The following is a 25,074-nucleotide window of genomic DNA, read 5'->3' on the forward strand; positions in this document are numbered from 1 at the left end:
ATATATAAATATAGTAAAGTGAAAATGAACGAGGACAACTATGTTATCAAAAATATCAATTTTATTTACAAATCATCATTTGACCTTAAAGGATATTTCACAAAGTAATTCTTTAATGGAAAAAGATTTAGAAGATGCACTTAATGAGAATCCAGATAATTGGTCAAGCGCAATCTTATCGGCATTATCATCATCTTTAAATATGCGACCAGGAGATTTACTAGAATTACTTGATCCCGTTTATTCTTTGAAAATTAATGACCCTAATCAAATGATTCAAGGCATTTATATTGAAGATCCAGAAATGTATGAACAAATTAGATTTGTTGTAGAAAGTGAACACTTAGAGGGTTGGCAACCAGATGAAGAGGATATTTTAATACTTCTTAATGAGGCAATTAATCCATCTAAGGAGATTAAAGCTGAAATTGATCGGATTTGGGGTGAAGAAAATGCATGAGACCGTAAAGGATTCTGAATGGTATCGTCAAAAATTTCTTTATCCAAATGGTACGCTTAAAAATAAGCTCAATATTACTGATGCGGCAGAATTAGCACAAAAAGAATACTTAGGCTCAGGAATTCGGGCAGTAGCTTTTTTGAGAAAGAATAAAAAAATCACTAGTGTTGAAGATTTGAAAAAAATTCATAAAATTATGTTTGGTTGGCTTTATGATTGGGCTGGTCAAATTAGAGACTATGAATTAGTTAAGGGGGGAGACAGAGTTTTTAGAGTATTCTCGTATTAATTTTGGAATTGAAGAAATAGACGAAAAGATACAACAATTATCTACTAAAAAAGAACTTACAAATGTTGACTATGCTTTTTTGCTTGATAGGTTAAATTATCTTCATCCCTTTAGAGAAGGAAATGGGAGAAGTAGTAAATTATTTTTACAAGCTTTCGCGGCCAATCATGGCCAGGTTATTGATTATCCAAGATCAAACAAAGAGTTAATTATTGCCCAAAATAATGCAGACATTGATCAAATTGCTAATTTGATCAATGTTAGTGCTAAAGCAAAGAAATCTACTAATTAAATAAAAGTAAATTTATTTTTGTTATATTAAAGATTTGGATTTAACAATAGAAGAAAAATGGACTAAGATATAGATGACTGATCCGAAAACTTCTCCTTTAAGAAGTGTAACAATTTATTTTTCTTCATTAAGATCATGTTCAGTGTCTGGGAAAAAACTAATTCTCAGACATAAAAAAAGAACGATGATTTCCATTTTGGATTTCATCGTTCTTTTTATGTACTTTAAGTGCCTTCCTTGCTATTATTGAATCACCACAAAACAAAATGAAAGAAGGCAATCTCAATGTATCAAAATTATATCACAGGTCAAACTGCTTTAACACTTAATTTAGACTTCTCTATTCCTAACAATCATTTAGCTACTGTTATCAGCTGGTTTGTCGATTCAATTCCAGAAGATGTTTTATTGGGAGATACTGCCGAAACTGGACGTCCAGCCTATCATCCGACCATGATGCTTAAAATTCTGCTTTTTGCTTATTCCAGAAGAGTATTTTCAGGCCGAAAGATCGAATTAATGTTGGAAGAAAACCTGCCCATGATGGTATTGGCAGAACATCAAAAGATTTCTTACCATACCATCAATAACTTTAGATCTAGCAAGCATGCCAATCAGCTCATTAAGAAAAGCTTTTTGTACTTTACCAACTTATTAGAACAAGAGGGTTTAATCAATGAAGGGACTATCTTTATTGATGGCACCAAGATTGAAGCGGATGCCAATCGCTATACTTTTGTTTGGCGTAAAGCTGTTGAAAAGTTTCATGAAAAGCTAAAAGATCAAGCAGTCAAGCTTTATGATGAATTGGTTGCCTAAGAAGTGGTTAAAGCAATGGAAAAAGAAAAAGTTCAAACTAGTCAAGGCTTAGCAGAACTAGCCCAAGAAACCGAAGCTGAAATTGAAAAACTGACTAAAGAAATTGAGCAAGAACCAAAAGCTATCCCAGGTGGCTCGCCTAGAAAAGCGAGAAGACGTGGACTTAAAAAGTATCTTCATCGCTTGAAAAAAGACTATCTGCCCCGAATGAAAAAATACGAGGAAGCCGAGAAGATTTTTGCTGGACGCAACAGCTACTCCAAGACAGACCATGATGCGACTTTCATGCATATGAAGGAAGACCACATGAAAAACGGCCAGCTTAAGCCAGGCTACAATATTCAAGCGGCTACGACGGATCAGTACGTGGTTGATTTTGCCTTATATCCTAATCCAACTGATTTCAAGACGCTGGAGCCTTTTTTGAAACAGATGACGGTCCTAGATAAGTTTGACAAGATTGTCGCCGACGCTGGCTATGGGAGTGAATATAATTACACACAGCTGGAAGAAAAGTATTCAGACAAAGAGTATTTCATTCCTTACACCATGTATGAAAAGGAACAAACCAGAAAGTACAAAAATGATCCAAGCCGGCTGTCTAACTGGTTCTACAATGAAAAAGATGATTATTATTTAGATCAAAACGGCGTTAGATTCAATTTCAAATATTATAGCCAGCGCAAGGACCACTCTACTGGTCAGGTTCGTGATTTTAAGATATATGAAGCAGATGAATTCCAAATCACACCAGAATTGGAACGCTTAGCTAAAACAAAAAGCGGCCGTCAAAGGCAAGTACGTTATAATCCTAACTGGCAGTATTTAAAAGAAAAGACAAAAGAAGTTCTTCAAAGTCCTGAAGGCAAGCACATCTACAGCATGAGAAAGTATGATGTCGAGCCAGTTTTTGGACATTTGAAGAACGTCTTTGGCATGCGCCGAACTCATCTAAGAGGTAAAAAGAAGGTTGAAACTGATGTAGGAATAGCCTTGATGATGATGAACTTAAGTAAGTATTGGCACAGAAGATGGTCCAAAGACCGATCTGCTTTATGTGCAAATAAAAATAGAAAAAAAAGACGGTCAAGCTACTCAAATTAAGAGTTGGCTTGATCGTCTTTTTGTACCTGAGGATTAGTTTTTTCCCAGACACTTTTTTTTGTTTATAAATTGAGTCTTAAAAAAATTAGTAAATAATAGGCATATTAATTTATTATAAATCGCTTTCAAGAGATAATTATTAATAATATTAGACTGAAAGGGATGAGCATTATGAAAAAGGCATTGACGCCTCGGCTAATTGTTTCTTTGACAAGTTATGGTGATAGGTTAAATACATTATCTATCTGTCTTAAAAGTTTACTCAATCAGACTAGAAAAGCTAATAAAATTTTGGTTTATCTAACGGATGATATTACAGAAAGCCATCTTCCAACATCTCTTCTTGAATTACGAGATAAAGGTATTGAATATAAATTCATCCCCTTAGATTTGAAGCCGCATAAAAAGTATTATTATGCTATGCAAGAGTTTCCTGACGATATTATTGTTACAGTAGATGATGTTGTTATTTACTATAAAGAAATGCTATCAGAGTTATATAAAACATACTTAAAATTTCCTAAATGTATTGTTACAGGAAGAGCACATGAAATAACATTTAATGATGACGGATCAATTAAAGCATATGATAATTGGAATTGGTGCAGTCAAAGGTATGAACAGCCATCGATGAAATTATTAGCTACAGGGGCCGGCAGTGTTTTATACCCACCTCATCTATTAGATAAAAAGCTATTATTTAATTTAGATTATATTAAGCACTACATTACAGTAGATGATTTATGGTTAAAATTAGTCGAGGTATTATCGAATGTGCCAACAGTAGTATGTAGTTTAAAAATAGAAAAAATGCGTGAAGGAATTCCTGATACACAAGCGCAGGGCTTATTTAATAAGAATGTTGGTAAAAATGAAAATGATCTTTATTTGAAAGACTTAGATAAAGAATTCTCTTTAGCAAGTAAAATTGTTGCCTATGAAAATAGAAAAGAAAAGTAAAAAAGAAACGTCCAGATAGACGTTTCCTTTTTAGGATATAGATATAAATTAATGAATAGAGGTTGCTTTTTGAGTCTGCATTTTTTCTTGCATTTGCTTTTGTAATTTTTGCATATCTTTAGTTGAAATTACTTTCCAGCTTGATGGAATGGTAAAAATATATTTTCTCTGTTTGAGTTCATTATTATGACTAAAGACTCCAAACATAATTCGACTAAAATTATTTCGGTAAACATAGCGAGTTATTTCTATTTGAAGGTTAGCTTGCTCGCTATGCTTAATCTTTGCTGATACTTTATCTAGTTTAATAGCCTTTGGTTTCTTTTGTTCATTGCTAGTTTTATATAAGTATACTTTTTCTGTACCGTTACCTAGGGGTTGATAAAGTAGAAGGGGAAGATTAGGGCGCGCACTTGAGACTAAACTTTGTTTACTTATTTGTGTTTCAGTCTTCATTTCCCAATGATTATAATCATGTGCAACGATCCCCACGATACAAAGCGATGTAGCAATTAAGGAAAGCCAGGATATTATAGTATGGCCTTTACCAGGAATGACGTTGAAATAAATAAAATTGCCGCTAAGATTAAAATTACAATTATCATTATCCATTCACCTCTTCTTGATTTTCACGGGCACGGTTACCTTTCTTTAGGAAGAAAGCAAGAACTAAAGCAATTAAAGCAAAGACAATACTCATCGCAAATGAAGCATGGAATCCATTTAAAGTAGCATTAATAGCTTGAGTTTTATATTGAAGTGGTAAAGTTTTCAGCAGTTCTTTACTTGGCATGTTGTTGTTAGTCGTAGTAGTTAAAACAGAAACTAAAATAGCAGTACCAATTGAGCTTAAAACTTGTCTAAATGTATTGTTTACTGCAGTTCCGTGGGAAATCTTGTCCAAAGGTAATGAGTTCATTCCAGAAGTAGTAACATTCATCATAACTAAGGCTACTCCGACCATTCTGATTGCATATAAAATAATAATCATGGTATAGGAACTTTGTTCAGTCAAGAATACAAATGGGATTGTACCTAGGGTCAAAAGGGTCATTCCCGTAATAGCCATCTTGCGGGCACCATATTTATCAAATAGACGTCCCGTAATTGGTGACATAATTCCAATCATTAGGGCACCTGGCAAAAGCATTAAACCTGAATGAAAGGCCGATACTCCCCGTAAGTTTTGAATATATAAAGGTAGCACCATCTCAATACCAACCATGGCCAAATTTGTAATACCACTCAGGACTGCTGCTAAAGAAAATTCAAAATGTTTAAACACAGTAATATCTAAGAAAGGATCTGACATCTTCAATTGACGAAGACCAAAGAGGATGACAAATACTATCCCTACCCCAATAAACATTAGAATTTCTGGATTAGTCCAACCTTTATTGCCGGCCTCAGAGAAACCGTAAAGTAAGCTCCCAAATCCAACAGTAGAAGTTGTTACAGATAAAATATCAATTTTTTCTTTTTTAGTAGGGAGTACATCTTTAATTAAAAAGAAGGCTAATACAATAACCACGCCAGCAATTGGAGCAATAATACTAAATAAGTAGCGCCAAGAAAGATTATCAACGATCCATCCAGATAAAGTTGGGCCGATAGCAGGGGCTAAGCCGATAACAATCCCAACAGTTCCCATGGCAGCTCCACGTTTATTAGCTGGAAAGATAGAAAGCATAATGGTTTGAAGAAGAGGCATCGTGACTCCAACACCTAATCCTTGAATAATTCTGCCGGCAAGTAAAGTTCCAAAGTTCGGTGCAATTGCTGCAATAACCGTTCCAATAAAGAAAACAGACATTGCACTCAAGTACATTTTTCTTGATCCAAAACGATTGATTAGCCATGCGGAGATTGGAATCATTACTCCATTGACTAATAAAAATGCTGTTGAAAGCCATTCAGCAGTTGCAGTACTGATATGAAAGAAACGCATTATTGAAGGTAGAGCAGTAGCAAGCAATGTCCCGTTTAAGACGGTACAGAAAGAACCAATAATTAAAACTAGAACTAATAAGTTTCGATTATAGGACTTTCCATGAATATCGGTGGGCTGTTTATCCATTTTGAAGATCCTTTCTAAATTATTAATATTAAAATTTAACTATAAAAACTATAGTCTTAAAGAAAAAATTGTCAAATAATCTTACAAATATGTAATCATCTTTGACATATATGTTGCTAAAACTGTCATAAGCTTTTAAACTAGAATGGAGATTATAAGATTTAAGGACAAAAAAATGGAATCAAAAAAAATATTTCATAATGTGTTTCAAAATATTGAAGTAGGAATTGGCGAAGTTAGCAAAACAGTTGGCGTTTCTCAAAGACAATTACGTTATTGGGAAGAAAAGGGATATATTAAACCAGTCTCTGATAATCAAAGTGGAGTTAGAAGATATACTCTTTCAACTTTATATTTAATTATTTTTATTAAAACTCAACTTGATCAGGGATTTACTTTGTCAGCAGCGTTTGAGCGCTCAAAAGATATTAAAATAAAAAGTAAAATTGTGAGAAACTTTTTTGAACATACTTTTAATGATGTAACTATTACGGATGCAGATAAAGCGTACGGTGAAATAGATTTAGGAGAGCTTTTAGTACAAAATGGTCAAAAATATCATGTTAAAGGCGTAGTCGATGAGCAGGGTCGATATCTAAAAATTGACAAATAAAAAATGAAGTATCCGTTTATAGATACTTCATTTTTAGGACAAGTCGATATTAAAGTTATATATGATGATTAGTTGTGATTTACGAATTATTTGCTAAAGCCGGCTTCATACCAAACATTAGCGGATGGTTTTAACGACCATCCCGTAACCTTACTTTTAACTGCAGTAACAGAGTAAGCTCCACTAGTTGGAACGACGTAAGCTTTATTGTACATCCATCTTTGTCATTCATAGAACTTTTGTACTCGATAATTTTTATCAAAGGATTTGGCAGAATCAATTTCATCTAAAAGTTTAGTATTAGTTGGAGACACAAAGCGGGCAAAGTTATATGGCATTTTTTTACCATAAAATACGCTTGGAGAAGGGTCACCAGCAGCGCCCCAACTTCCTTCAAGCACATCAATTTTTGGATCACTGGATTTAACTACGGCAACCCAACGATTAAATTCCATTGGGCGACCACCGAGAAACTTAACGTTTAAGTCAGCTTTTTTCCATTGCTGGATATAGTTGCGCCAGATAGCCTCGCTGTTTTCGCCTGATCCACGCACAGCTATATTAATTACTAGAGGCTTACCATTAGGCTGACGTCTGTAAAGAGCACCAGGAGCTTTTTTGTAGCCAGCTTTATCTAATAATTCATTAGCTTTGTTTAAATTGTAAGAGTAAGTAGGGATATTTTTATCGTAATATGGCGTAAATTGTGACGGAATTAGTGAATTAACTTTGAATTTTAAGCCATGATAAAAACGATTATTAATAACATCTACATTCATAGCATAAGCCATTGCTTTTCTTAAAGCAGGGTTATTCATTTTAGCATGGGGATTTTCTACATTTTTACCTAATTTTTGATCCCATTTCCCAACTTTAAAAGCTAGGTAGTCGTAGCCAAGCGTTTTTTGCCGACAAAATTAACTCCTTTAGTATTTTTTACTTGTAGCCATTGAGAGTCTAAAACACTGGCTACATCAAATTTGTGGCTTTTGATTGCTTGGGAAACATTTGAATTAGTAATATTTGACATGTAGATATGAGCAAAATTAGGTTTTCCACGCCAATAATATGGATTTCTAGACCAGCTAGTTGACTGACCCTGAACTGTTTTATCCATCTTGTAGGGACCAAAGTAGAGGGGATGCTTTCTAACTTGATCACTAGATACTAATTTTTCGAATGGTACTTTTTTCAAATAGTGATAAGGAGCGGCATGTTCCCAATAAAAACCACTCTAAATCGTAGTTTACGCTCAAAGGTGATTTTCATTAAGAGCCTATCTATTTCTTCACACCAACCAGAAATTCTCTGAAAGACGATTTCCTAATTACTTTTCCTTATCAAAGCTGTTTGATAATAATGTTTGTGACCATAATATTACGCTGCTTTGAAAATAAGTTAACAAAAAATTATATTTTTCTTATTTTTAATATAATTTTTTATTTATATAAATATGACTTTTATCAACAAATTCCAGAAGATAAAAAATTCGACTATTAGCTAAATAAAAGCTGCTTCTCCATAAACTATATGTTATTAATTGTAATTCATTAAATTAGATAATAAAAAAGAAAAACGCATTTATAAATATAAATCTTTGATATAAATGTTATTTAATTTAATTAAATATTATAAAAATTTGAGCAAAAAAGAAGATTTTTTTATTAAATAGGCCTATACTTATAATTGATTAGTAGTAGAAAGGAACTATATACTATGAAAAAATTAAACACAAATAAATTAACTGATAAACAAGCTGACCTTTTTAAGAACAATTTAGTTTACATTGCTACTGTTGATGAAAATGGCAATCCACAAGTTGGTCCTAAAGGTTCAATGACAGTATTAGACCCATCTCATATGCAATATCTTGAAAAAACTAAAGGTGCAGCTTTTGAAAATATTAAAAATGGTTCAAAAGTAGCATTAGTAGCAGCTGATGTACCATCCCATACTGCTGTTCAAGTTTTGGCTACGCCACATGTTCATGAAGATGATGAATATGCAAAGAAGATTGTTTCTGGTACCGATACGCCAAACGCATTTGTAGTAGTACTTGATATTGATGAAATTTTTGAATAATTATAGAAAAGATATTTTTCTGTCTACATTTTAAATTATTTAATAAAGAGACTAGGTATTTAAGAATACTTAGTCTTTTTTGTTATAAAACTTGCTTATTTTCTATATTAATGTAAGATTAAAATTAATTAAATTGATGAAGACAAAAGGAGAGATATAATGGGTGCCTTATCTGAACAAGAATTAGCGGCTTTTTCTGCAGACTTTAACAAAAATGATAAAAATAAAATTGCTTCTAGAGCTGCACGTCGAAGTGGATTATTTGAAGCATCATTTAATGATGAAGTTTCAAAGCGATTAAATCACACTTTTTCAACTGAATTAGATATCGGTGGAGTTACTGATCAAAAGCATTCTGGACGTTGTTGGGAATTTGCTACTTTAAATGTTTTGCGTCATCATTTTGGCCAAAAGTATCATGTTAAAGATTTTACTTTCTCACAAGCTTATAATTTCTTTTGGGATAAGATTGAGAGAGCAAATGCTTTTTATGATAGTATGATTCGCTTAGCTGATAAACCAATTGATGATCGTGAAGTCGAAACTTGGTTTGACTTTGCAGGTCAAGATGGTGGATTGTGGCAAATGGCTATTAATCTGGTTAAAAAATATGGTGTTGTTCCATCATATGCAATGCCAGAAAATGCAACTTCAAATAATACTAGTGCTTTAATCGATTCCTTAGCTCGTAAAGAAAGAAAAGATGCTTTGGTACTTCGTAAATTAGTTCAAGAAGGTAAGCTAGAAGAAGCTGAAAAAGCTAAGAGGGAATTTTTAAATGAGGTTTACCGAATGGCAGCAGTTGCTTTGGGTGAGCCACCTAAGAAATTTGATTTAGAGTACCGAGACGACGATAAGAAATATCATTTAGAAAAGGATTTAACGCCACGTCAATTTGCTGAAAAATATTTAAAAGACTTTAATTGGGATGATTACGTTGTTTTATTGAATTCACCTAATTATGATTACAACAGACGCTATCACCAAGGTTTATACGATAATGTGGCTGGTGGTACTCCGATTACTGGCCTAAATGTACCAATTGAAGTGTTAGCAAGAGCAGCTGCAGCACAATTAAAAGATGGAAAAGCAGTTATTTTTGGAAATGACGTTTTAAAGCAGATGGAACGTAAGACTGGTTTTCTTGATACTGAATTATACAAAACGGATGATCTATTTAGTGTTGATACTCAAATGAGTAAAGCAGATCGTTTAGCTACTGGTGAAGGAGCTGCAACCCATGATATGACCTTAGTCGGTGTAGATGAAGATAATGGCGAAATTCGCAAATGGAAAGTAGAAAATTCTTGGGGTGATAAGTATGGCCATAAAGGATTCTACGAAATGAGCCAGAAGTGGTTTGAAGAATATGTGTATGATGTCGTTGTTGATAAGAAATATTTGTCTGACGATTTAGTTAAACTCTGGGAAGAGCCAGCTATTGACTTAAAACCTTGGGAACACATTGGACTATAATAAATCGAACTTATCTTTGGTCTGATTAGCAAAAGTATATGTTAAATAAATAAGTTTAAATTATAAAAAGACTTTCTTTCTGGCTTATTGAATTACAGAAAGAAAGTCTTTTTACTAGGTAAAAGTAGGGTAAGAAATCTAAATGATCATCCTAAGAGCGTACATTTGATTTTCCGGCGTCTATTTATAGCGTAGTTGTTGTATTAAATAGTCTATAATTTTATCAGTCTGGTATTTTACCCAAATTTGACTGGGAACACAATAGATTGGTGTCTTACCTAGACACATTTTTTGAAAAATAAGGTTGATCCTTTTTTCCTGATCTTTTTCAAAAATTTCTCTTATTTGTAGCCAGGATTGATTATTTTCGTAGAACAACCATAAAATGTAATTACGATTTTTTTTGAAATATTTGAATGTATTTGAGTAAGAAGATAGGGTAACTGTCTTCTTTTTTGTTTCAGCTATTATACCATTGATAGTTTCTAGGCTTTTTCGATCTTCTTCAAGCAAAACTTGAATTTGATTTATTAATTCTTTTTCATTGTTGAGTATAATTATATTTTTCATTTTTCTTACACACCTCTAATACCTTTTTTATCTTAGTGGAAAATATATCTTCGACTCAACAATCTATCGGTTTATAATCGACACACTTTGTTTACGTAAAGTTTAAAGATTTTGCAGACTGGATTGAGCTAATAATTTGCTAATATTGTTTTTTGAAAGATTGTCATAATAGATAAGCCAGTTGATAACCACATTTAGATTCTTATCTACGGTGTTGTCTAGATAAAAATTATTTTCGATTTTTCGATTTGTTAATTCAAATCTTTTTTTTAGTTCCTCTCTTCCCAAATTTTTTATTTTGATTAGAAAACCAATATCTCCATTTTGGGAAAGAAGAAGGAGAATCTCTTTTCGCTTCTTTGCACAAAACGTTAAAGTATGATGATAACTATTTGCGTCTATGTTAAGAAGCTTATTTTTTTCTAGCATTTTACGATCCTTTTTTAAAAAAATCATAAGATCAGAAATAAGATTGTCCTCAACTTTCTCTAGCAAGTCATTTTTATCCTTAAAATATCGATAGAATGTTCGAGAGCTAACATGAGAATTTTTTATTATATCACGGTTTGTAAGTTTTCTAAAAGGAATTGCTTTCATTGTCTCAAATAGACCATACTGAATTTGTTCTAAAGTGCTATTAATTCTTATATCCATATATTAACTTGCCTTCCTGTCTCTTAATTTCCATCAATAAAGTTAATTTTGGAGAAAGACATTGTCAAATTAAATTGTCTGTAGATGTAAGTTTGGCATATGATGTTTACTTTCTACAAAATTATTTCAGTTTTGCTTTTGAGAAAGAATTTTCATCAATTCAACAGGCGAACTAGTTTGTACTAAGGCAGTTAAAGATTTGATATCTGTTAAAGTCATGTCATCATAATGAGTTAACCAAAGAATTAGGGCATTTTTAATAGCATCTACATATATTATTTTAAAAACGGCATACGTACTTAATTCTGGGCCAGTACAAGTTTTGGGATCAATGTTAAATAAGTGAGGACAACGAAGATCAAATTCCTTATTTGCTATTCTGACGATTTCATTATGAAAAGAAATATCTCCATTAGAAGAAAGGAGAGAGACTAATTCTTCTCGATGCAAGTCACAATAGTCTAAAGTGGAGTTAAAGGCTGACTTTGCTGCTATTCTAATTTTTTGGGTAGAGTTATTAATTTCGATTTTTTGTAGTTCGGCGCGATCAGTTTCCAAAGCCTTCCATAAGCCCACTAATAATTCGTTTTCTAGATCTTCTAATAATTCCTGCTTATTTTTGTAGTAATTATAGAAGGTCTTCTTGCTAATTTCTGCGTAGTTAAGAATGTCAGAAGTTGTACATTCACTAAAACGCTTTTCTTCTAATACTTTAATAAATCCTCTAAAAATTCTATTTCTAGTATTTATACTTCGAAAATCCATAAAATTTTCCTCTCATTACTTATCTAGCTCTATTAGTAAAGATTACCATTGTATTTACTTTTGGCATATGTTGTTTACCACGTTTACTTTGTGTATGTATCTAAGTAAAAGAGATAATTTATTACTAATAGCTTGCTATAATTCTTGGGAAATCAACTGATAGAGGTTATAGGGAGAAAATTTTATGAAACATAGAAAACTTTGGTACTTAGGAAGTATCCTACTCATTCTTATATCTTTTGCTATTAATTTTGGTAACGATCTTCAACGTAAAGTATTGCATGAAAAATCGGTTTATACCACTAAAAAATTACCATATGTTACTTATGATAAGAGAAGTGATAGATTAAGGAATTTTGGCTATGCAATTTTAAGTTTCCCAATTGTAAATTGCATTGATTTTATCAGTACATCCCTTGAGAATAAAAAAGAATCATGAGGATGAAAAAAGTTATATATCGTCTTCTATTAATTGGAGCATTTTTTATTGGAATCGGTTTTTTCAGCTCAATTTTAGAAAGTTGGATTATTGATTGCTACCAACCCAAAATCAATAGTCAGAATAGTTTGCAAAATAATGGGATAAATGATTGGAATTCCGTTAAATATATAACGATATTATCTTTAATAAGACAATTTTTTAAGAATGATATTAAATATCAGGAAGTTCTTATTGTTCCTAGTTTAAATATGGAGGTTCCGGTAGCGGAAAATACGAATGATGCTGTCTATCAATTTGGTGCAGGGATGTTAGTCAAAAGAAAAATAGATAGTAATTCAAATATTATTATTGGGGCACACAACCTCGGATCGTTTAGTAAGGCGTTATTTTCACCACTTGCAAATAATAAACTGATTGATAGGGAGGTTTTTATTACTGATTTTAAGTTAGTAAAAGAATATAAAATAGAATCAGTTCGTATTATCTTTCCAACTCAGGTCAATCTAGCACTTAATTCTAAGAGTAATTTTTTAACTATGTTGACTTGTACAAATGATAATAAAAAACGAATTTTGGTTAGAGCTACGCTAAGAAAGACATATAAATTTTCAAAAGTAGGTTCTTCTGTAAAAACTTTCCTTAAGAGGAAGAATGTTATAATCCAAGCTAAAACATAGTTCTTATAAGAAAAGCAAAAATTCAATTTTTTGATTTTATTCAAAAGTAAGCCTTTTGTCTTGCAATGAATTAGTTGCTCGTGTATCAATCTTTGGAATAAAAAATATCAATAATTGGCTTGTTTTAGATGAAAATACACCATAAAATGTTTAATGTAAGCGCTAAACATTTAGGGAGAGGATAAAAATGAAGAAGAACTATCTAAGTATTGATATTGGGGGAACAAATGTAAAATATGCAGAATTGGACAATGGGGGACATATTATTGAAGAAGGAAAAATAAAGAATTCTCAAAAAAAGGATCAGTTTCTGGAAAATATTGATCAGATTGTAGAAAAATATATCAAAAAGGGAGTAAAGGGATTGGCATTTTGTGCCCTAGGAAAGATTGCCCATACAAAAATTCATTTTGATGGGGCTTTACCCTTCCTTGATGGAATTGATTTTGCCGAAAGGTATCAAAAATACAATATTCCAGTTGCAGTAATTAATGATGTAAGGCTAGTGCATTGGCTGAAAATTGGCTTGGAAGTTTAAAAGACATGAAGAATTGTGCCGCAATTACCTTAGGAACAGGAGTTGGAGGAGGAATAATTGTAAATGGACAACTTTTAAATGGAGCACACTTTCAGGCAGGAGAATTAAGCTTTTTGCAACTTAATATGAACGAAGCAGGTTTTAATGGGTTTGCCGGCGGTTATGCTTCTGCAGTTCAAATGATAAAAAAGGTAAACCGTGCAATTAATAATGAAGATGAAATGGATGGTTTAGCAGCTTTTGAAGCTATTAATAAGGGGAAAGAAGAGGCTAGAAAAATTTTTGCTGAATATTGCAAGAGAATAGCTACCATTATTATTGATATTCAAGCAGTTGTTGATTTAGATGCGATTGCCATTGGCGGCGGTATTTCTGCACAGCCTATTGTTGTAGAAGGAATTAACCAAGCATATGATAAGGTTTTAGCTGGTAATACATTAATTAGAGAAACTTTCACTCGGCCGAAAATCATAGAGGCTAAATTTAAGAATGGAGCTAACCTCTATGGTGCTTTGTATAATCTTTTTATACATGTAAATGGTGAAAAACTATAATGACATATGGTAAAAAAATAAAGCAACATGAAATAGTTGTTCCTACAGATCTCTTACCGGTTTGGTATTTTATTTTTCATGATCATAACTCTGAAAAATATATTGCTCCGCATTGGCATCGCGGGATTGAATTAAGTTATGTTGAGCATGGGAGAATAGCTGATTTTTTAATTAATAAGGAACACTATTCCTCGGAGTCCGGAACAATTTTAATAGTTAATACTCAAGAAATACATAGTATTCATGATTTTGAAAACGATAATGCATTAGCTTTGTCAATTATTTTTCCCTATGATTATGTTATAAATTCTGTATCCTTCGATTGCCCATCAAATTATTAAAATTAATGATCCAACTAAATTTGATAGTAAACAGAAAATCTCTTACCTTAAATTACAAAGTTTACTTGGTCAATTTATCAAAGTTTATTTTCTCGATATTCCTACTAAATATTTAGAACAGCAAAGGTTAATTGATGAAATTTTGTGTTTACTTTTAAGTGATTTTACCGAAGAGAAAAGCGATCAGCAACGTATCAGTGGAAGAAAGATTTATATCATTAATCGATTGCAATATATTACTCAATACGATAATAATCATTATCAAGAAGAATTAAATTTAACGGTGATTGCTAATCAATGTAATATTTCTAAAGAATATTTAGCTCGTTTTTTTAAGAAAGAAATGGAACTAACAGTAGAAACCTATATTAATAATGTCAGGGCTGAGCATGCTTATCATGAGTTAAAACATTCAAAGAATAATCTGACCCAAATTGCAATTAATAATGGATTTTCGAGTATTAGAATGATGAATCGAGCCTTTAATAAATTGTATGGTGAAAGTGCATCCAAAATAAAAAAGCAAATTCATTAAGAGAGGAAACGATTATGAAAGAACAAGATATTTTAGAAGCTGTTGAAAAAATGCGTATTGACTGGAAGAAGAACGATGATAAAAGAGATAGTGGGTTACCTCATGATCTTCCAGAGATAAAGCGTGTAGATGATATTCAATATGGTAACGATCCTAAATGGAATTTATTAGATATATATTTACCGAAAAATATTGAAGGAAAAATTCCCATTATCATTAATATTCATGGAGGTGGTTGGGTTTACGGTACTAAAGAAACCTATCAATTTTATGGACTAGGAATGGCTAAACGAGGCTTTGCTTTTATAAATCCTAACTATAAGTTGGGACCAGAGGTAAAGTTTCCAGAAGAACTAAATCAAGTCAATGAATATATTCACTGGGTAGCAAAACATGCAGATGAATATAATCTTGATAAAAACAATGTTTTCTTAGTTGGGGATTCTGCTGGAGGTCAAATGGCTGAACAATACACGGCAATTTTGACTAATCCGGTATATCGAGAAAAATTTGGCTATACCCTCCCTGATTTGAAGTTCAGAGCAGTTGCTTTAAACTCACCAGCTACTTTTATGAAAGATTCAGGGATGATGATGGATGCTACCTTGGCTTACTTTGATCCAGAAGTAATGAAGAGTGCTAAGAATCAAGACTTAATTGATGTTGAAAAATATATTACCGGGGATTTTTTACCTACCTTTATTTCAACAGCTAATGAAGACTTTATTCATGATTGTGCAGTACGATTAGATGGATTTTTAAGGGCTAAAGGGGTAGAAGTTATTCAAAAATCTTGGGGTGATGAAAAGCATCCCGAACCACATGTTTTTCTAATTAATCAAAAAGATGAATTAGCGAAGGAAGCTAATGACGAAGAAGCAGCATTTTTTAGAAGACATATTGTAAAAGAGTAGTAGAAAAGACTATAGTTGAGATGCTATCGATAATTTCAAATATTGGAATTGTTGTTGCCCTATTAATACATTCATAAAAAAACAAAGAGTTACTGCTTAAATTAAATTGCTATTAAAGTGCTAGAATAAAATCTAGCGCTTTTTTAGTGTATTAAGTTATAATTGAGCAAAAGCTCACTTTTTTTGTTAGAGGATTTTATGAAGAAATTTTTTTATGTAATGACTGAAATAATTCTTTTTTTAATTTCAGTCATTGTATTTACTAAACCAGCCTTGGCTGATGTGAATTATGATATTACAAATGTTGATGTGATAGCCCGAGTCAATCCAAATGGTTCATTATCTATGGAGAGAAGGATAACCTATAAATTTGATGATGACGCTCATGGTGTTTTCTATCAGCAAAATTTAGCCAATAATCAAGAATTAAAAAATCCGCAGGTTAGAATTTTGGCTGACAAAAATTCACAAATGGTAGTACCAAGTGCGACTCATGAAAATAATACTTATGAATTAAGTCATAGTGATCATGGCTATCGTTTTAAAGTTTGGCATAGCGTAAGGGATGGAGATAAATTTACAGTAATTTATACTTATGAAATTACAAATGCAATCACGAACTGGAAAGATACAGCTGAACTTAATTTTAAGATTATTGGAGATGGATGGGATACAGACCTAGATAATGTACGAGTAGGTATTTTCTTCCCGGGCCCAGTTAAAGACCTAAAAGCTTGGGCGCATGGAGACTTGTCTGGCCAAATTACAGTTAATCCGCAAAAAGGCAATATTATCATGACAGCTTCTAATGTAGGTGGAAATGAAGGAATTGAGGTCCATAGTCTGTTTCCTGTTGAGGTAACTAATCAAAATAAGAATATTAAAGATCAAAATCATAAAGAATATGTTTTAGATCAAGAAGCAAGATTTGCACGACAAGCTAATGAACGGCGTCAAAGAAACAGAATCCTAGGCTTAGGTGCTTTGGTAATATCTGGGCTATTTTCTTTACTAGCAATTATTAGAAGCTTTACTTTAAAAAAGTCCGGAGTTAAACCGGAAAAAGAAAAGCAACTGGCTAGGAATTATGAGATTCCATCAGTCTCACCGGTAATGGCTGAAATTTTAGATACAGGAGATGAGCCAAGCTCTAGGTCTTTAACTGCATCTCTAATGGAATTAGCTGTCCAAAAAAAGATTAAAATTGATCCTATCAAGATAAGAAAAAGAACGTACTACAAAATTTCTTTAATTGATAAAAATATAATAAAAAATAAACCTTTGTTAAATTACTTATTTGATAAAGTAGGCAATGGCAAGAGTTTTACAACATACGAACTTAAAAAACACCACTCCTCTAAGTTGGGAAAGAAGTTCAATAAGTGGCAAGAACAAGAAATGCAGAAAGCAACTAGAGCAGGATTTTTTGATGAAAAGCTTGAACATAAGCAGCACGCTAATTCAATTTTGATGGTGACTTTACTAATCTTGAGTGGTATTGCAATGTTCAGCGCCTTCTTTTCGAATGAGGAAAATATTGCTTTGTTTATATGTGCTGCAATTTTATTAGTACTGGCAATTTTGGCAGTTGTTTATAATAAGAAGAAATTATCAGCTTATACAGCAAGAGGAGCAGAAGTAACTAATCAAGTTCGCGGATTTAAGAAAATGCTAGATGAAATTGGTAATTTCAAGATGCGTGATATTGGAGAACTGATCTTGTGGGAAGAAATAATGCCATATGCCGTTGCTCTTGGTGTATCTAAAAAAGTATTAAAACAATTGAAACTAGAATTTGCAGATGAAATTGACGATACAAATCTATTATTCTGGGGTGCTTTTTACAGTGATGGGAAAGATGGTTTTGCAAGTAACTTTAGTTCTAGCTTTGACTCAGGTGCTAACTTAAATTCTTCTGCTTCTGGTGGATCTGGCGGATTTTCAGGCGGTTCATCAGGTGGCTTTGGTGGTGGCAGCGGAGGAGGTGCCTTTTAAAGATTGATTATAGGAGAAAAGAATGACAGTTTTAACTAATAAAATGTATGAGATATTTGACCAAGAAGAATTTTCTTTTAAAAAATTAAAAGTTAATAAAACACCAGAAGAAATAGATACAATTAAACAAGAATTTAAAGGTGTCTGGCAAATTTGGAAAACAGTTCAATTAAATGTGGCAGAACAACTACCGACAGGAAAATTTGCAAAAGTTCATGTTGAAAGCTGGACTAATGGATGGAATTTAAGAGATCATTTTTGGGCCAGTTATCGCTTAACTTCCTTAGCAGACTATAATCCTTGTATTGGCGTCATGCTTGATAAGAAGCAATTACAGGTTTATTTGATGTTTCAATATTATAAGAGTGATAAGCATCAGGGAACTGTGAGTGAATACAATACGCTTTTAACTGATATTTCAAAGTGGGGTTCTAGTTTAGATATTTCAAACTGGTATTTGTGGGATAAAAATGAAATGGAATTCAGCAACCATTTAGCTTTAGCAGAATATCTGAGCGATTATGAAAAGAAAACTCAATTTGATCAGGAGGCTATCAAAAGTAGCTTTTTACTAGGAAAGTTTGCCTTTCGTGATCATGATAATGTTGATAATATGGAGAAATTTATTATAGAAGGAATCAATGATTTAATTCCTTTATATGAAAAATTAAGTTAAGTAAAAAAGTTGGGGAAAATTTGCAAAAAAGACATGAATATATTTGGTGTTTAATCGAACTCTCAAATGGTAATAAAGAATGGTATTGTCTAAGTAAAGTATTAAGACGAGCTCTTTTTATCGAAAAGAAACATAATCAATTCTGGAAAAAAACGATGATTGGTAATTATATTACTGTAGCTCGGAGTAAGTATATTAGGGGACGAGCAAGATTAACGGTTGGCCGGATTGAAAAAATTAGAATTCGAAAAAATGGTGCAGCGGACTGGCACTGGAGTCGAAATCAATTTGTTACAGCAGAGCACTTACTGGATCTTAAAGATTCATTTAATTATTTAAAGCATGATTATTGTTGGTATAATCGTTTAGCAATTAAAGTAGCCTTAATTTATTGGCATAATAAGTTATTACAAGCTGAGTTAAATTCGAAGCGATATGGTATTAAGAAAAAACGACTTAAGTTAGAAAGAAAAATAAAATGAAGGAAAAACTTTTAATTAGTCAAGATTTGTCTTGTCTTGGGCAGGTCTCTCTAAGCGTTGCCTTACCAATTTTAGGTGCATGTGGATATCAGCCAGATGTTTTACCAACAGCAATTTTATCTACTCATACTGGTGGATTTGGTAATAATACCTTTTTGGCGCTAAATAATGAAATGAGTAAAATTATTGCTCACTGGCAAGATGAAAAAATTACTTTTAAAAATTTATACTTAGGCTATTTGGGAAGAAATGCCATTGATTTTTGGATTGAGCATATTTCTGATTTTAGAAATACTGACTTATTAATACTGCTTGATCCAGCAATGGCAGATTCAGGAAAGTTATATAGCGGCTTAGATATAGAATATGTAGAAAAAATGCGCGAACTTGCAAAGCGCGCGACTATTTTAACTCCAAATTTAACTGAAGCATGTCTATTACTGAATAAGGAATATAGAAATTTTTCAATAAATGAAATTAAAGAAATTGCTGGCGAGTTAAAAGAAAAGTCTAAGTTAGATGGTCTGGTAATTACTGGCATTTTCTTAGAAAATAAAGTGAAGATGGTTGGATTAGCAAATGATAGTAAAATTTTCGTAATAGAAAATGAAAAAATTACCCGCTCATTTTTTGGCACTGGAGATATGTTTGCAAGCAGCTTATTAGCAGGAATTTTAGCTGGGTATTCATTAAAAGAAAGTGCACAAATAGCAGGTGATTTTGTTAAATTGGCGATTGAAAAGACTGATCTAAGTCAAGATAAACGCTTGGGACCTAACTACGCAGGTGCCCTATCTTGGTTAATGAACAAAGTGGAAGGAAAGAAATAATAAATGCGCACAAGAGAAAATTCATTAGTTTCAATAATTATGACTGGATTATTTGCGGCAATAATTTATTTGGGTGTTTGGGTTTTAAGAATCCCAGTTCCTGCTTTAGTAGGGCGTCCATTTATTCATTTTGGTAATACGTTAACGGCTGTTGCAATTTTATATTTAGGTTATCGTAATGGAATGCTAGCTGGGATTATTGGATTGGGCGGCTTTGACTTGCTTAATGGTTACGCTGCAACTTCGTGGTTAACAATACTAGAAGTCGTAGTAGTTGCAAGTGTTTTAACGGCAGTATATAAGGGGATGCACTATCAAGATAGTAGGAAAAATATTATTATTTTAGGAATTATTGCTGGAATTACGAAAATTTTTACTACTTACTGTGTCTCAATTGTAGAAGCTTTAATGGTAGGAACTAGTTTAAATGTGGCTTTAGTTAGCTCTTTTGTTAGTTTGCCGGCAACGATCATCAATTCGATTTCGACAGCAATTTGTACCCCAATCTTATACTTTGCAGTCCGTGATGGTGCAAGGAGAATTTTAAGAAGGACTGCTTAATTAAAATAGATTTGTTATAATTTTGATTAAAGATAAAAAGGAGGAATTTTAAATGCCATTTGTACATGTAGAGCTAATTAAGGGTAGAAGTGATAAACAACTTACTCAAATGATGAAAGATATCACCGAAGCTGTTCATAAGAATACTGGTGCTCCAAAAGAACATATTCATGTAATTATTAATGAACTTGATAAACATACTTATGGTCAAGGCGGCGAATGGAGGGCTTAAAAATTGAAAAAGTTTTCTATTAATCGCTTAATAAAACTGGGATTAATTTTTAGTACAGTCTGGTTTGTTTATCTTTTATTTTTTAGCTTTGAAAGTCTAACTGATTTTTCAAACCTACGCACCTTACCAACTGCTAGAGTAATTAGTCTGTTTGTAATTCTTATCGTTATAAGCTTATTTTTAGGTTTTATTTTAGCTGGTGTTTGGCTGAGCGTAGATCAACCAAAATTTAAGTTTAAGTGGGAGTATCTGTATAAAGGAATCCTGGTTGGAATAATTTGGGCAGCTCTTGATATGTTTATGGTTAATTCAGGAAAGTTTATGATTATTCCAGTAATTATTGACTTAATTATAGGTACTTTAGTTGGAATGTTGCTTTTTAGTCGAAGAGCGTCCAAAAAATAAATAAAAAATCGTGATTAGCAATTAACTAATCACGATTTTTTTGTTTAGTCTAATCTTCTTTTTTGGCTTCTTCTAATGCCTTCATGATTGAAGGATTCTTTGAATGACAATCTTTTAACATTTGGTAATCTTCTTCAGATAATTTAACAGTGTACTTAGTCATGATTTTTCCTCACTTTTTATTTTTTACCTTTAATATATCACTTTATTGATAGAATTGATAAAGAAATTTTGAATTGAATATTATTAAATCGCTATAATAGATAAAAAGTAAGTAAGAAAGTGGTTAAAATGTTTGACTATCGAAATAATTTAAAAAGAATATTAAATAGTACAGAAGGCGACGAAAAGAGCCTTAAAAATAGCTTGAATGCAATTAAGTTAGTCCTGGGAATGACAGGGGAAAGCAGTGAAAGGGTAACTGGCGGTGAACTTGATCCAAAAATTATTGCCCAAATAAATACTTTTTTGCAAGGAATAACTAAATTAATTGAGCATCCTGGCAATAAAGATGCTAAAAAGACAGCTTTAGGCGCACTACATAAATTAACTTTTGATCAAAATATTACTGCTAATTTTGGAAAACAACTAGGGCAGCTTGATCAAGCAATTCAATCATCCGAAGAAACGAGTAGTGTAGTAAATAGAAAAATTTTTGAAGAAGCATTAAAGCCTAAAAAAGAAAAAGTACGTGACTATCGCAAGGGAAGACGTTATACAGTTATTCGTGCATTGAAGGGTGCAGATCTAATCAATGATAATGGAGAAGTAGTTTTTGAGGTTAATGAAAGTCAAATACATGACTTAAACTTAAAGAGCGGCGATATTGTTGAAGCTATACCTTTATCGGATGGCTTAAATGAAGCTGAGGTTTTACGAGTTGTCGGCTATAGAAAATTGCGCAGCCGTGATTATGATATAATAGAAGATTTTAAGTACGGTGTAGTACAAGGAAGTCCGGGAAATCTAAGCGTTTCGCGTAATATTCACGGAGAAAGGTTAACAATTAATCATAAGCCGGTGATTGTTGCCCTTGATTCTAGTTACTATCAAAATGGAAGTGTACATCTAGAAGATGGTTCGATTGTTGACTTAGCTTGGTATACCGGTGATGTAAGACTTAAGAAAGATCCAGCTAGTGCCGTTCAAATTCGATGGATCTATGAAACTGAGCAACCAAAACGGATTTCTAAAACTAAAAAAGAAAAGTCAAGTCGAGAAAACACGCAGAAACTGGCACAATTAGATATGAATTTGCATTATCAAAGAGTTGGGATTGCGGTTGGAGACAATCAAAACGAAGCAATTTTAGAAGGTATTGTTAATCGCTACAATGGTATTGCAATTCCAATCGATGCTTTTGAAGGAAAGAAAAAGGTAATTGAAAATCAAATTAAAGATTTAGATATTGTAATCTTGGTAACAGCTTTTGCAGCTCATGACAGTACTTGGAATATTAGAGAGTTTGCAAGCAAATATCATGTAAAATTTGCCGTTAGTTCCAGCAAAGGATATCAAGCATTTGAACGCGCTTTGTATAGAGCAGAAAATGGCATGCCGGCTTATGAAGGAAACCAGCAATTAGAATATAAAATGTTAAAAAATAATTAGGAATGGGAGATGAAACTGACAACCTGTATAGAAATTAGATAAAATATTAATAACTTATTTTTAGGAAGGATGATGAAATGACAAAAAACATTAAAAAGAAATCTTGGATGCGCTGGGTAGTATTTTTAGCCGGCCTAGAAATTATCGCCATTTCTATTAATTTCTTCTATGGTCCAATTAATATTGCTGCGGGAGGATCAACTGGTATTTCGATTTTAGTTGACGCAGTATGGGGAATTAACCGTTCAATAACGGTTTTAGTTGTTAATATTTTAATGTTGGTTTTGGCAGCTATCTTTTTAGGAAAAAAGACAACGAAAAACGTTGCCTTAGGTAGTTTATTATTGCCAATCCTAATGGAAATTACCCCAAGTTTTGAAATTACTAATAACCAATTACTTGCTGTAATTTACGGTGGAGTATTAATGGGACTAGGAGTCTCTCTTCTCTATCGTGTAAATGCTTCAAGTGGCGGGACAACAATTCCACCAATGATTTTGAAAAAATATTTTTATATCAATCCAGCGGTTGGCTTACTTGGAATTGATATGATAATTATTTTCCTAAATATATTTGTTGATGGATGGAATGCATTTTTACTAGCTGCTTTGTCTCAGGTAGTTACATCTATGACGATGAACTATGCAGAAGCAGGCTTTGATCGAAAATATCAAGTTCGTATTATGAGTAATAAACATTTCACTGAATTGAAAACTATGTTACTAGATAATTATAATGGTTTGACAATTTATGATGTTGTTGGTGGCTATAGCGATGATGATAAAAAACAATTACTTTTAGTAGTTGATACACGTGAGTACGGTCCTTTGATTAGTAAAATTCATGAAATTGACCCTGACGCATTTATTATTACTGATACAGTAGCTCGGGTTCATGGAGGCCAATGGGGACTATAGCCAGACTTTTTCGTACGTATTTTCTTTGAAGCCACAAGTTAATTTCTTACCGTCAGTTACTAACGGTCTCTTAATTAATTTGCCGTTTTGTGAGAGTAATATAGCAGCTTCCTCAATTGACATGGAATCAATCTGATCTTTTAAATGCATCTGACGATAGACTTGTCCCGATATATTAAAGAAATATCTTAAACCTCTATCTTGAAACTTATTTAGCCACTTAAGCAAGTCTTCTTGTTTAGGTGGCTTTTCTACTAAATCTTGATACTCATATGCAATATGGTGTTGATCTAGCCATTTTTGTGCTTTTTTAGAGGTGGAACAACGTTTGTATCCGTAAAATTTGATCATAATGTATTCCTTCTTAAAAAATATCTACTAATATTCTATTATTTTTTTAGAAATTTTGATATTGAATTGCTTTAAAAGAGGGATGAGAGTATACTGTAAGAGTTGTATTTGTGGAAACCTCACATCTGCAACCGCACGTTTATGAGGTTAGAAGAGAATTAACGTTAATTCCACCTCATGCGGCGAGTCTAAGTATTTTTTCGGAGGTGTACAAATGTACGCAGTTATTAAAACCGGTGGTAAGCAATACAAGGTTGCTAAGGGCGACAGCGTTTTTGTTGAAAAACTTGAAGTTAAGCCTGGTGACGAAGTAACTTTTGATGAAGTTATTCTTGTAAACGATGGTAAATCAACTAAGATTGGTACTCCAGTAGTTGAAGGTGCTAAAGTTGTTGCTAAAGTTGAAAAGCAAGGCAAAGAAAAGAAAGTTGTTACTTTCAAGTACAAGCCTAAGAAGCACTCACACACTAAGTATGGTCACCGTCAACCTTACACTAAGGTAACTATCGAAAGCATTGAAGCTTAATTAAGGGGTGAAACAAATTATGATGATTAATAATCTTGAAGCACTTAAATTATTTGCCCACCACAAGGGTGGTGGTTCAACTGCTAACGGTCGTAACTCAGCTGGTCGTCGTTTAGGCGCAAAGCGTGCTGATGGTCAAAAGATCAATGCAGGTTCAATTATTTTCCGTCAACGCGGTACTAAGATCCACCCAGGTAAGAACGTTGGTATTGGTGGCGACGACACTTTGTTTGCTTTAACTAGTGGCGTTGTTAAATTCGAACGTTTGGGCAGAGATCGTAAACAAGTTTCTGTTTACCCAGTTGAAGAAGCAAAATAATTTTCTT

General features: G+C 32.7%; 26 protein-coding genes, 5 pseudogenes and 1 other annotated feature. Of the genes and pseudogenes, 24 read left to right on the top strand and 7 right to left on the bottom strand.

All coding sequences use genetic code 11. The features are described from left to right. The first annotated feature begins 40 nt into the window (after positions 1-40). The 4 genes and pseudogenes from GTO82_RS03290 to GTO82_RS03305 all read left to right on the top strand — a co-directional run bounded on the left by GTO82_RS03290 (position 41) and on the right by GTO82_RS03305 (position 3,924). Entirely contained in the window at positions 41-460 is a 420-nt protein-coding gene (locus tag GTO82_RS03290) for a hypothetical protein (protein ID WP_180873734.1), read from the top strand. Next, a pseudogene (locus GTO82_RS03295) lies at positions 453-1,041 on the top strand (Fic/DOC family protein). The gene GTO82_RS03290 and the pseudogene GTO82_RS03295 overlap by 8 nt, the downstream one beginning before the upstream one ends. Positions 1,042-1,326: 285 nt before the next feature. Continuing rightward, positions 1,327-3,032, top strand: a pseudogene (locus GTO82_RS03300) (IS1182 family transposase). Positions 3,033-3,135: 103 nt separating this feature from the next. After that, positions 3,136-3,924, top strand: a complete 789-nt coding sequence (locus GTO82_RS03305) for a glycosyltransferase family A protein (protein WP_180873735.1) — start codon at positions 3,136-3,138, stop codon at positions 3,922-3,924. A gap of 48 nt (positions 3,925-3,972) precedes the next feature. Here GTO82_RS03305 and GTO82_RS03310 read toward each other — a convergent pair. Together GTO82_RS03310 and GTO82_RS03315 are read right to left on the bottom strand one after the other, a co-directional pair. Next, positions 3,973-4,529: pseudogene (locus GTO82_RS03310) on the bottom strand (DUF4811 domain-containing protein). After that, the gene (locus GTO82_RS03315) at positions 4,529-6,001 is read right to left on the bottom strand and encodes an MDR family MFS transporter (protein WP_180873737.1); all 1,473 of its coding nucleotides are present in this window, start codon (positions 5,999-6,001) and stop codon (positions 4,529-4,531) included. Before GTO82_RS03315 ends, GTO82_RS03310 begins: the two are co-directional and overlap by 1 nt. A gap of 175 nt (positions 6,002-6,176) precedes the next feature. Between GTO82_RS03315 and GTO82_RS03320 the strand changes: the two genes are divergently transcribed. After that, entirely contained in the window at positions 6,177-6,614 is a 438-nt protein-coding gene (locus GTO82_RS03320) for a MerR family transcriptional regulator (protein ID WP_180873738.1), read from the top strand. A gap of 86 nt (positions 6,615-6,700) precedes the next feature. Here GTO82_RS03320 and GTO82_RS03325 read toward each other — a convergent pair. Continuing rightward, a pseudogene (locus GTO82_RS03325) lies at positions 6,701-7,848 on the bottom strand (ABC transporter substrate-binding protein); the annotation flags it as partial. A 482-nt stretch (positions 7,849-8,330) separates the two neighbouring features. Here GTO82_RS03325 and GTO82_RS03330 point away from each other — a divergent pair. Further along, positions 8,331-8,696 carry a pyridoxamine 5'-phosphate oxidase family protein gene (locus tag GTO82_RS03330; protein WP_004895383.1) on the top strand — a complete coding sequence of 122 codons (366 nt, stop codon included), beginning with the start codon at positions 8,331-8,333 and terminating at the stop codon, positions 8,694-8,696. Positions 8,697-8,855: 159 nt separating this feature from the next. Further along, the gene (locus tag GTO82_RS03335) at positions 8,856-10,172 is read left to right on the top strand and encodes a C1 family peptidase (protein ID WP_180873740.1); all 1,317 of its coding nucleotides are present in this window, start codon (positions 8,856-8,858) and stop codon (positions 10,170-10,172) included. A gap of 180 nt (positions 10,173-10,352) precedes the next feature. On the opposite strand, the gene GTO82_RS03340 is transcribed toward GTO82_RS03335, so the two are convergent. The 3 genes from GTO82_RS03340 to GTO82_RS03350 form a co-directional block, all read right to left on the bottom strand. Then, entirely contained in the window at positions 10,353-10,742 is a 390-nt protein-coding gene (locus GTO82_RS03340; protein ID WP_023599435.1) for a hypothetical protein, read from the bottom strand. Between the two features lie 102 nt (positions 10,743-10,844). Further along, the gene (locus tag GTO82_RS03345) at positions 10,845-11,396 is read right to left on the bottom strand and encodes a TetR/AcrR family transcriptional regulator (RefSeq protein WP_135352026.1); all 552 of its coding nucleotides are present in this window, start codon (positions 11,394-11,396) and stop codon (positions 10,845-10,847) included. Between the two features lie 126 nt (positions 11,397-11,522). Then, the gene (locus GTO82_RS03350; RefSeq protein WP_061400444.1) at positions 11,523-12,161 is read right to left on the bottom strand and encodes a TetR/AcrR family transcriptional regulator; all 639 of its coding nucleotides are present in this window, start codon (positions 12,159-12,161) and stop codon (positions 11,523-11,525) included. A gap of 184 nt (positions 12,162-12,345) precedes the next feature. Between GTO82_RS03350 and GTO82_RS03355 the strand changes: the two genes are divergently transcribed. The 15 genes and pseudogenes from GTO82_RS03355 (at position 12,346) to GTO82_RS03420 (ending at position 23,871) form a co-directional block, all read left to right on the top strand. Further along, positions 12,346-12,600: a hypothetical protein gene (locus GTO82_RS03355; protein ID WP_180873742.1), complete on the top strand. Its 255-nt coding sequence runs from the start codon at positions 12,346-12,348 to the stop codon at positions 12,598-12,600. A 2-nt stretch (positions 12,601-12,602) separates the two neighbouring features. After that, complete coding sequence (locus GTO82_RS03360) at positions 12,603-13,280, top strand: class A sortase (RefSeq protein WP_180873744.1); 678 nt, start codon at positions 12,603-12,605, stop codon at positions 13,278-13,280. Between the two features lie 187 nt (positions 13,281-13,467). Beyond that, positions 13,468-14,372 (top strand): annotated as a pseudogene (locus GTO82_RS03365) (ROK family protein). After that, the gene (locus tag GTO82_RS09705; RefSeq protein ID WP_260983181.1) at positions 14,372-14,713 is read left to right on the top strand and encodes an AraC family ligand binding domain-containing protein; all 342 of its coding nucleotides are present in this window, start codon (positions 14,372-14,374) and stop codon (positions 14,711-14,713) included. Before GTO82_RS03365 ends, GTO82_RS09705 begins: the two are co-directional and overlap by 1 nt. Positions 14,714-14,855: 142 nt before the next feature. Next, positions 14,856-15,248 carry a helix-turn-helix transcriptional regulator gene (locus tag GTO82_RS09710; protein WP_260983182.1) on the top strand — a complete coding sequence of 131 codons (393 nt, stop codon included), beginning with the start codon at positions 14,856-14,858 and terminating at the stop codon, positions 15,246-15,248. Between the two features lie 14 nt (positions 15,249-15,262). Next, on the top strand, positions 15,263-16,162 hold the full coding sequence (locus tag GTO82_RS03375; RefSeq protein ID WP_180873746.1) for an alpha/beta hydrolase: 900 nt from the start codon (positions 15,263-15,265) through the stop codon (positions 16,160-16,162). Between the two features lie 198 nt (positions 16,163-16,360). Beyond that, a complete protein-coding gene (locus tag GTO82_RS03380; RefSeq protein ID WP_180873747.1) occupies positions 16,361-18,157 on the top strand; it encodes a DUF2207 domain-containing protein in 1,797 nt (598 codons plus the stop codon). Positions 18,158-18,179: 22 nt separating this feature from the next. Further along, positions 18,180-18,833: a glucose-6-phosphate 1-dehydrogenase family protein gene (locus GTO82_RS03385; RefSeq protein ID WP_014567287.1), complete on the top strand. Its 654-nt coding sequence runs from the start codon at positions 18,180-18,182 to the stop codon at positions 18,831-18,833. Between the two features lie 20 nt (positions 18,834-18,853). After that, a complete protein-coding gene (locus tag GTO82_RS03390) occupies positions 18,854-19,315 on the top strand; it encodes a DUF7679 family protein (protein ID WP_011162274.1) in 462 nt (153 codons plus the stop codon). Continuing rightward, positions 19,312-20,145 carry a pyridoxamine kinase gene (locus tag GTO82_RS03395; protein WP_180873749.1) on the top strand — a complete coding sequence of 278 codons (834 nt, stop codon included), beginning with the start codon at positions 19,312-19,314 and terminating at the stop codon, positions 20,143-20,145. The genes GTO82_RS03390 and GTO82_RS03395 overlap by 4 nt, the downstream gene beginning before the upstream one ends. A 3-nt stretch (positions 20,146-20,148) precedes the next feature. Continuing rightward, the gene (locus GTO82_RS03400) at positions 20,149-20,706 is read left to right on the top strand and encodes an ECF transporter S component (RefSeq protein ID WP_180873750.1); all 558 of its coding nucleotides are present in this window, start codon (positions 20,149-20,151) and stop codon (positions 20,704-20,706) included. Between the two features lie 52 nt (positions 20,707-20,758). Next, positions 20,759-20,938 carry a 2-hydroxymuconate tautomerase gene (locus GTO82_RS03405; protein ID WP_180873752.1) on the top strand — a complete coding sequence of 60 codons (180 nt, stop codon included), beginning with the start codon at positions 20,759-20,761 and terminating at the stop codon, positions 20,936-20,938. Positions 20,939-20,941: 3 nt separating this feature from the next. Next, positions 20,942-21,343 carry a hypothetical protein gene (locus GTO82_RS03410; protein ID WP_023599445.1) on the top strand — a complete coding sequence of 134 codons (402 nt, stop codon included), beginning with the start codon at positions 20,942-20,944 and terminating at the stop codon, positions 21,341-21,343. Positions 21,344-21,634: 291 nt separating this feature from the next. Continuing rightward, positions 21,635-22,954 carry a DUF2325 domain-containing protein gene (locus GTO82_RS03415; protein ID WP_180873754.1) on the top strand — a complete coding sequence of 440 codons (1,320 nt, stop codon included), beginning with the start codon at positions 21,635-21,637 and terminating at the stop codon, positions 22,952-22,954. Positions 22,955-23,031: 77 nt separating this feature from the next. Then, positions 23,032-23,871 carry a YitT family protein gene (locus GTO82_RS03420; RefSeq protein ID WP_180873756.1) on the top strand — a complete coding sequence of 280 codons (840 nt, stop codon included), beginning with the start codon at positions 23,032-23,034 and terminating at the stop codon, positions 23,869-23,871. On the opposite strand, the gene GTO82_RS03425 is transcribed toward GTO82_RS03420, so the two are convergent. Next, on the bottom strand, positions 23,866-24,222 hold the full coding sequence (locus GTO82_RS03425) for an arsenate reductase family protein (RefSeq protein WP_180873758.1): 357 nt from the start codon (positions 24,220-24,222) through the stop codon (positions 23,866-23,868). The two genes, GTO82_RS03420 and GTO82_RS03425, sit on opposite strands and share 6 nt — an antisense overlap. Before the next feature lie 119 nt (positions 24,223-24,341). Then, positions 24,342-24,422 (top strand) — a sequence feature (ribosomal protein L21 leader region). Between the two features lie 14 nt (positions 24,423-24,436). Here GTO82_RS03425 and rplU point away from each other — a divergent pair. Both rplU and rpmA read left to right on the top strand, forming a co-directional pair. Beyond that, the gene (gene rplU / locus GTO82_RS03430) at positions 24,437-24,748 is read left to right on the top strand and encodes a 50S ribosomal protein L21 (RefSeq protein WP_003647543.1); all 312 of its coding nucleotides are present in this window, start codon (positions 24,437-24,439) and stop codon (positions 24,746-24,748) included. A gap of 19 nt (positions 24,749-24,767) precedes the next feature. Further along, on the top strand, positions 24,768-25,067 hold the full coding sequence (gene rpmA, locus GTO82_RS03435; protein WP_003647542.1) for a 50S ribosomal protein L27: 300 nt from the start codon (positions 24,768-24,770) through the stop codon (positions 25,065-25,067). Positions 25,068-25,074: the final 7 nt, after the last annotated feature.

Origin of the sequence: Lactobacillus johnsonii, from assembly GCF_013487865.1 — a bacterium.
GTDB classification, from domain to species: Bacteria; Bacillota; Bacilli; order Lactobacillales; family Lactobacillaceae; genus Lactobacillus; species Lactobacillus johnsonii_A.

Excerpts from the sequence above, each read along its gene's own strand:
- GTO82_RS03290 (WP_180873734.1), top strand. The coding sequence starts at position 41 with ATGTTATCAAAAATATCAATTTTATTTACAAATCATCATTTGACCTTA.
- GTO82_RS03305 (WP_180873735.1), top strand. The coding sequence starts at position 3,136 with ATGAAAAAGGCATTGACGCCTCGGCTAATTGTTTCTTTGACAAGTTAT.
- GTO82_RS03315 (WP_180873737.1), bottom strand. The coding sequence starts at position 6,001 with ATGGATAAACAGCCCACCGATATTCATGGAAAGTCCTATAATCGAAAC.
- GTO82_RS03320 (WP_180873738.1), top strand. The coding sequence starts at position 6,177 with ATGGAATCAAAAAAAATATTTCATAATGTGTTTCAAAATATTGAAGTA.
- GTO82_RS03330 (WP_004895383.1), top strand. The coding sequence starts at position 8,331 with ATGAAAAAATTAAACACAAATAAATTAACTGATAAACAAGCTGACCTT.
- GTO82_RS03335 (WP_180873740.1), top strand. The coding sequence starts at position 8,856 with ATGGGTGCCTTATCTGAACAAGAATTAGCGGCTTTTTCTGCAGACTTT.
- GTO82_RS03340 (WP_023599435.1), bottom strand. The coding sequence starts at position 10,742 with ATGAAAAATATAATTATACTCAACAATGAAAAAGAATTAATAAATCAA.
- GTO82_RS03345 (WP_135352026.1), bottom strand. The coding sequence starts at position 11,396 with ATGGATATAAGAATTAATAGCACTTTAGAACAAATTCAGTATGGTCTA.
- GTO82_RS03350 (WP_061400444.1), bottom strand. The coding sequence starts at position 12,161 with ATGGATTTTCGAAGTATAAATACTAGAAATAGAATTTTTAGAGGATTT.
- GTO82_RS03355 (WP_180873742.1), top strand. The coding sequence starts at position 12,346 with ATGAAACATAGAAAACTTTGGTACTTAGGAAGTATCCTACTCATTCTT.
- GTO82_RS03360 (WP_180873744.1), top strand. The coding sequence starts at position 12,603 with ATGAAAAAAGTTATATATCGTCTTCTATTAATTGGAGCATTTTTTATT.
- GTO82_RS09705 (WP_260983181.1), top strand. The coding sequence starts at position 14,372 with ATGACATATGGTAAAAAAATAAAGCAACATGAAATAGTTGTTCCTACA.
- GTO82_RS03375 (WP_180873746.1), top strand. The coding sequence starts at position 15,263 with ATGAAAGAACAAGATATTTTAGAAGCTGTTGAAAAAATGCGTATTGAC.
- GTO82_RS03380 (WP_180873747.1), top strand. The coding sequence starts at position 16,361 with ATGAAGAAATTTTTTTATGTAATGACTGAAATAATTCTTTTTTTAATT.
- GTO82_RS03385 (WP_014567287.1), top strand. The coding sequence starts at position 18,180 with ATGACAGTTTTAACTAATAAAATGTATGAGATATTTGACCAAGAAGAA.
- GTO82_RS03395 (WP_180873749.1), top strand. The coding sequence starts at position 19,312 with ATGAAGGAAAAACTTTTAATTAGTCAAGATTTGTCTTGTCTTGGGCAG.
- GTO82_RS03400 (WP_180873750.1), top strand. The coding sequence starts at position 20,149 with ATGCGCACAAGAGAAAATTCATTAGTTTCAATAATTATGACTGGATTA.
- GTO82_RS03405 (WP_180873752.1), top strand. The coding sequence starts at position 20,759 with ATGCCATTTGTACATGTAGAGCTAATTAAGGGTAGAAGTGATAAACAA.
- GTO82_RS03415 (WP_180873754.1), top strand. The coding sequence starts at position 21,635 with ATGTTTGACTATCGAAATAATTTAAAAAGAATATTAAATAGTACAGAA.
- GTO82_RS03420 (WP_180873756.1), top strand. The coding sequence starts at position 23,032 with ATGACAAAAAACATTAAAAAGAAATCTTGGATGCGCTGGGTAGTATTT.
- GTO82_RS03425 (WP_180873758.1), bottom strand. The coding sequence starts at position 24,222 with ATGATCAAATTTTACGGATACAAACGTTGTTCCACCTCTAAAAAAGCA.
- rplU (WP_003647543.1), top strand. The coding sequence starts at position 24,437 with ATGTACGCAGTTATTAAAACCGGTGGTAAGCAATACAAGGTTGCTAAG.
- rpmA (WP_003647542.1), top strand. The coding sequence starts at position 24,768 with ATGATGATTAATAATCTTGAAGCACTTAAATTATTTGCCCACCACAAG.